Origin of the sequence: Streptomyces shenzhenensis, from assembly GCF_021462265.1 — a bacterium.
Taxonomy (GTDB): domain Bacteria; phylum Actinomycetota; class Actinomycetes; order Streptomycetales; family Streptomycetaceae; genus Streptomyces; species Streptomyces shenzhenensis.
Genome location: NZ_JAJONF010000003.1, coordinates 438,714 through 444,842 on the forward strand (window position 1 = coordinate 438,714; position 6,129 = coordinate 444,842).

Annotated in this window: 5 protein-coding genes; 4 read left to right on the forward strand and 1 reads right to left on the reverse strand. The window is 69.7% G+C overall.

Annotation, left to right across the window (positions count from 1 at the left end; genetic code table 11):
- The first annotated feature begins 69 nt into the window (after positions 1-69).
- The 3 genes from LQ326_RS06540 (at position 70) to LQ326_RS06550 (ending at position 3,668) form a co-directional block, all read left to right on the forward strand.
- Positions 70-1,050 carry a cation diffusion facilitator family transporter gene (locus LQ326_RS06540; protein WP_234533585.1) on the forward strand — a complete coding sequence of 327 codons (981 nt, stop codon included), beginning with the start codon at positions 70-72 and terminating at the stop codon, positions 1,048-1,050.
- 305 nt (positions 1,051-1,355) lie between these two features.
- Positions 1,356-2,813 (forward strand): adenosylhomocysteinase, encoded by a 1,458-nt coding sequence (gene ahcY / locus LQ326_RS06545; protein ID WP_234533588.1) that lies wholly within the window; start codon positions 1,356-1,358, stop codon positions 2,811-2,813.
- A gap of 228 nt (positions 2,814-3,041) precedes the next feature.
- Entirely contained in the window at positions 3,042-3,668 is a 627-nt protein-coding gene (locus LQ326_RS06550) for a hypothetical protein (protein ID WP_234533589.1), read from the forward strand.
- 50 nt (positions 3,669-3,718) lie between these two features.
- On the opposite strand, the gene LQ326_RS06555 is transcribed toward LQ326_RS06550, so the two are convergent.
- Positions 3,719-4,648 (reverse strand): RDD family protein, encoded by a 930-nt coding sequence (locus tag LQ326_RS06555; RefSeq protein ID WP_234533591.1) that lies wholly within the window; start codon positions 4,646-4,648, stop codon positions 3,719-3,721.
- A 129-nt stretch (positions 4,649-4,777) separates the two neighbouring features.
- Between LQ326_RS06555 and LQ326_RS06560 the strand changes: the two genes are divergently transcribed.
- Entirely contained in the window at positions 4,778-5,785 is a 1,008-nt protein-coding gene (locus tag LQ326_RS06560) for a stage II sporulation protein M (RefSeq protein ID WP_234533593.1), read from the forward strand.
- Positions 5,786-6,129 lie beyond the last annotated feature (344 nt).

The following is a 6,129-nucleotide window of genomic DNA, read 5'->3' on the forward strand; positions in this document are numbered from 1 at the left end:
GAATGACCCACCGGCAAAGCACGGGCAAAGACGAGTACCGGCGAGAACGAGAAGGGACCACGCGAACACATGAGCGCGTCAGGCGGCACCAGGGCGATCGTGGCGGCACTCGGCGCCAACCTCGCGATCGCGGCATCGAAGTTCGTGGCCTTCGCGTTCAGCGGCTCCTCGTCGATGCTCGCCGAGGGCGTCCACTCGCTCGCCGACTCCGGCAACCAGTTCCTGCTGCTCGTCGGCGGCAAGAAGGCCCAGCGCGAGGCGACCCCCCAACACCCCTTCGGCTACGGCCGGGAGCGGTACATCTACGCCTTCCTCGTCTCCATCGTCCTCTTCTCGGTCGGTGGCATGTTCGCCATCTACGAGGGCTACGAGAAGATCAGCCACCCGCACGAAGTGGAGCACTGGTACTGGCCGGTGGGCGTCCTCCTCTTCGCGATAATCGCCGAGGGCTTCTCCTTCAAGACGGCCATCAAGGAGTCCAACGAACTGCGCGGCAAGCTGTCCTGGTCGCAGTTCATCCGCCGCGCCAAGGCCCCCGAACTGCCGGTCGTCCTCCTGGAGGACTTCGGCGCGCTCATCGGCCTCGTCCTCGCCCTCCTCGGCGTCGGCCTCGCCCTGCTCACCGGCGACGGCGTCTGGGACGGCATCGGCACAGTCTGCATCGGTGTCCTGCTCGTCCTGATCGCCCTGGTCCTCGCCGCCGAGACCAAGTCGCTCCTGCTCGGCGAGGCCGCCGGCGTCGAGGAGGTCAAGAAGATCGAGGCCGCGATCGTCGACGGTGACACGGTCACCCGCATCATCCACATGCGCACGCTCCACCTCGGCCCCGAGGAACTCCTCGTCGCCGCCAAGATCGCCGTCCAGCACGACAACACGGCCGCCGAGGTCGCCGAGGCCATCGACGCTGCCGAGGCCCGCATCCGCACCGCGGTCCCCATCGCCCGCGTGATCTACCTGGAACCCGACATCTACAGCGAGGCGCAGGCCGCCAAGGGCCCCGATCCGGAAGCCACCCCCGGCGGCCCGACCCCCCACCCCGCCGACCACTGATCCCGCCGATCTCCCCGCACACCGCCCCCCGGCCGATCACGCTCACCCCCCCTCGAACGGCGTGATCTGTTCGGAGGCGGACTGGGGGCGGCCCGCTTCTGCGGTGTAGCTTGGGTCGGAGCCAGACGTCGCTGCTGATGGCGGTCGGGCGGTCCCGTACGGACCGGCCGAGGGAGAGAGGGCCTCCGACGGACTGCGCTGCGCGTACGTGGGCATGCCTGTGTCCTCTTCTCGGGCACCCCTGTGTCCGCCGCCGCGCAGACCAGCCGTACCCACCCTCGACCCAACCCGAGGAGCAGCTCGCAATGACGACTGTCGACAACCGACAGGACTTCAAGGTCGCCGACCTCTCCCTGGCCGAGTTCGGCCGCAAGGAGATCACCCTCGCCGAGCACGAGATGCCCGGCCTGATGTCGATCCGCAAGGAGTACGCCGAGACCCAGCCGCTGGCCGGCGCCCGTGTCACCGGCTCCCTGCACATGACCGTGCAGACCGCCGTCCTGATCGAGACCCTGGTCGCCCTGGGCGCGCGGGTCCGCTGGGCGTCCTGCAACATCTTCTCAACCCAGGACCACGCGGCCGCCGCCGTCGCCGTCGGCCCGAACGGCACGCCCGACAACCCGCAGGGCGTCCCGGTCTTCGCCTGGAAGGGCGAGACCCTGGAGGAGTACTGGTGGTGCACCGAGCAGGCGCTGACCTGGCCGGACAGCTCCACCGGCGGCCCCAACATGATCCTCGACGACGGCGGTGACGCCACCCTCCTCGTCCACAAGGGCGTCGAGTACGAGAAGGACGGCAAGGTCCCCTCGGTCGACACCGCCGAGTCCGACGAGCACCGCGTCATCCTCGAACTCCTGCACCGCACGATCACGGACGGCTCGCAGAAGTGGACCCAGCTGGCGTCCGAGATCCGCGGCGTGACCGAGGAGACCACGACCGGCGTCCACCGCCTGTACGAGATGCAGCGCGACGGCGTCCTGCTGTTCCCGGCGATCAACGTCAACGACGCCGTCACCAAGTCGAAGTTCGACAACAAGTACGGCTGCCGCCACTCGCTGATCGACGGCATCAACCGCGCCACCGACGTCCTGATCGGCGGCAAGACCGCGGTCGTCTGCGGCTACGGCGACGTGGGCAAGGGCTGCGCGGAGTCCCTGCGCGGACAGGGCGCCCGCGTGATCGTCACCGAGATCGACCCGATCTGCGCCCTGCAGGCCGCGATGGACGGCTACCAGGTCACGACCCTCGACGAGGTCATCGACAAGGCCGACATCTTCGTCACCACGACCGGCAACAAGGACATCATCATGGCCTCGGACATGGCCAAGATGAAGCACCAGGCCATCGTCGGCAACATCGGCCACTTCGACAACGAGATCGACATGGCCGGCCTCGCCAAGATCCCCGGGATCGTCAAGGACGAGGTCAAGCCGCAGGTCCACACCTGGACCTTCCCCGACGGCAAGGTGATCATCGTCCTCTCCGAGGGCCGCCTGCTGAACCTGGGCAACGCCACCGGCCACCCCTCGTTCGTGATGTCCAACTCGTTCGCGGACCAGACCCTGGCCCAGATCGAGCTGTTCACCAAGCCCGACGAGTACCCGGTCGGCGTCTACACGCTGCCCAAGCACCTCGACGAGAAGGTCGCCCGCCTGCACCTGGACTCGCTCGGCGTGAAGCTGACGACGCTGCGCCCCGAGCAGGCCGCGTACATCGGCGTGCCCGTCGAGGGTCCGTACAAGTCGGACCACTACCGCTACTGAGTCCGGGCCCTGCCCGCCGGGAGGCGCGCCCGTGCACTGACGCGCCTCCCGGCGGGAGGTCCTCCGGTCCGCCGAGGCAGGCCCCCGCACCCCCGTGCCGGGGGCCTGCCCCTTTGGCCCGACCGCCCGCCCCCCACGCGGCTGAACCGCAGGTCCGGGCGACCGCCCGCGCGGCCGTTCCGCAGGTCCGAACGCCGGACCCACACCCCGTCAAGCCCCAGGACCTCCATGCCCCGCGGCCGCTATTCGCTCCACGATCCGCACGATCACACCCCCCTCGGTGAAGAGCACTTCCGGTGCGCCCCCGGCCCCTCCGGCTGGCGGTACGTCTCTCAGGTGACCACCCCCTCCGGTGACCACGGCGGCTCCGTCGATCTCGCCCTCGACGACCTCGGCCGCCCCATCCGCCTCGAACTCCACGCCGGGAGCTGGCAGGTGCGCGGCGCCGCCCTGGACGGCGTCACCTGGGTCCGCACGGACCCCACCGGCACTCATGCCACCGAAGGCAATGTGCGCGCCCACGCCTTCACCGGCACGTCCCCCGCATTCCTGATCGCCACCGCTCGTCTCCTGCGCCTCACCCCTTCCGCCGCTGCGACCCGCGTACGCCTCGTGGCCTTCACGGACCCGGTCCTCGCCCCCCGCACCGTGGACCAGTCCTGGGCCTTGCTCAAAAGCGAAACACACGCCACTGACAATGGCCCTCTGACCGTGGACGAATACCAGGTCACAGCCCTGGACACGGGCGAACAGCACCTGGTGCACCTCGCCGGCGACGTGGTCCTGGCTGCGCCCGGAATCGAGCTGGAGGACCTGCAGTCACCACCGTCGGTTTTCACCGGCCCCGACGACTGAACAGCCGCCGGCGGGCGGCCCGGCCGGCGGGCCGGCAGGCCAGGGCATGCCTAGGCCGGCGGCACGAACCCGGTGGCCGGCCGCTCGGTCGACGCCGCGGGCGGAGCCGCGGGCACAGCCGGCGAAGGGACAGGCGCGGGCGCGACGGAAGGGGCAGGGGCAGGGGCAGGAGGCACGCCGGGCACCGGAGGCGCGTACGCGCTGCCTGGGGTGGTGGGGGACGCGGGAACATGGGCGGCGAAGGCCCGCCGGGCTTCGCGAGCCTGCCGTTCCTGCACCACTGCCGCCAGATAGGCCGCCGGCGGAATGTCCGGGGGCGCCGGAGTCCCCGTCCGGGTCGCGAGATCGCCCGCCAGCTGTGCGGCCATCGCCCACGACACCTGCGGATCGAGCTGCTGCATCCGCGTCAGGTACTGCCGGACCGCGAGCCACAGCCCGTCCGGAACGGCCGACAGGTCCAGCTCGGCGAAACGTCCCGCCAGCCAGGGCGGAGGCGGCGGAACGAAACGGGCCTGCCCGACGGGCACCCGCTCCCGCACCACCAGGGTCCCCGCGAACACGTCCCCCAGCCGCCGCCCACGCGCCGAGATCAGCGAGGCGATACAGGCGACGACCCCGAAGGTCATCAGAATCTCGACCACACCGAGCGCACCCCGCACCAGCGCGTGCCGGAACCGGATGGGCCCGCCGTCGTCCCGTACGACCCGCAGCCCGCACGCCAGCTTCCCGAGCGAGCGCCCGTGGCTCAGCGTCTCCACCGCGATCGGCACACCGACCAGCACCAGCAGAAAGGCCGCGATCGCCAGAGCGAGCTGCGCGGCGTCGTCGAGCGAGGCCGTGGCCGCCGCCAGACCGATCGAAACACCGATGTACACGGTGAAGACCACGATGAGGTCCAGCAGCACGGCAAGCGCCCTGCTGGGCAGCCTCGCGGGACGCAGTTCGAGCGCCACCGCCTCGCCTGTCACCAGCTCACTCACGTCCGCCGCCTTCCCTGGTCTGCCCCGTACAGCGCAAGTCTGCCAAGCTGAGGGCGCATCGCGCCGCAGTACGACAAGCTGACAGCTACGACAGACAGTCGACGACCAGCCGAGGAGCAGGCAGACCCGATGGATCTCGACGTCTTCGTCTCCGCCCACCGAGCCGAGTGGGACCGTCTCGACGCACTCCTCCGCCGCCAGCGCCGCCTCAGCGGAGCCGAAGCCGACGAACTCGTCGCGCTCTACCAGCGCACCGCCACCCACCTCTCCCTGATCCAGTCCAGCGCCCCCGATCCACAGCTCACCGGACGCCTCAGCCAGCTCGTGGCACGCGCGCGCAGTGCTGTGACCGGCACCCGCCGCGCCTCCTGGCGCGACGTCACCCGGTTCCTGGGACAGGGATTCCCGGCCGCCGTCTACCGCTCCCGCCACTGGTGGGTCCCCACGGCGCTCATCTCCACCGCCATGGCGATAGCCCTCGGCTGGTGGATCGGCACCCACCCGGACGTGCAGTCGACCATCGCCGCCCCCAGCCAGCTCCGCGAGCTGACCCGCCCCGGCGGTGAGTACGAGACCTACTACTCCAGCCATCCCGCGGCTTCCTTCGCGGCCCAGGTATGGACGAACAACGCCAGGGCCGCCGCGATGTGCCTGGTCCTGGGTGTCTTCCTCGGCCTTCCGGTCCTCGGGATCCTCTTCGAGAACATGCTCAACCTGGGCGTCGGCTTCGGCCTGATGTCCTCGGCCGGCCGCCTCGACACCTTCCTGGGCCTGGTCCTCCCGCACGGGCTGCTGGAACTCACCGCGGTCTTCGTGGCGGCGGGAACCGGACTCCGCCTCGGCTGGACGCTCATAGACCCAGGGCCGCGCAGCCGCCGTACGGCCCTGGCGGAAGAGGGCCGCGCCGCCGTGGGCATGGCGGTCGGGCTGGCTCTCGTCCTGTTCGTCTCCGGCGCCATCGAAGGCTTCGTCACCCCGTCCGGCCTGCCGACATGGGCGCGCATCGGCATCGGAGTGGCGGCTGAGCTGGCCTTCCTCGCCTACGTCTTCGTCATCGGGGGGCGTGCCGCTCGGGCCGGCCAGACGGGTGACCTCGAGGAGACCGAGCGCAGCGCGGTCGTCCCCACCGCCGCCTGATGTGCGGAGACCTCCTGTGAGCTGCTAGTCTCCTCTTCGCCCCGGAAGACCCGTTGACACGGGTGGGACGGGGAGGTAGATTCAAACAGTTGCCTAGAACTGGACAAGTTCGGGGCCGATCGTTAGAATCGATCTGCTTCACAACGGAGAGAGTCCTCTCCGTACATCGAAGCCACCTCCGATTTACTCAGAGATGAGTGGCCGGTCAGACCGGCCAAGAACTTCTGATAAAGTCGGAATCGCCGAAAGAGAGCCGGAAGGCAATCAAAGGCGAAGGCCCTCCAAACGGCCACCGGAAACGAATTCCGACCGGAAACGGAACGGAAAACGAATCTGGTAAGGTT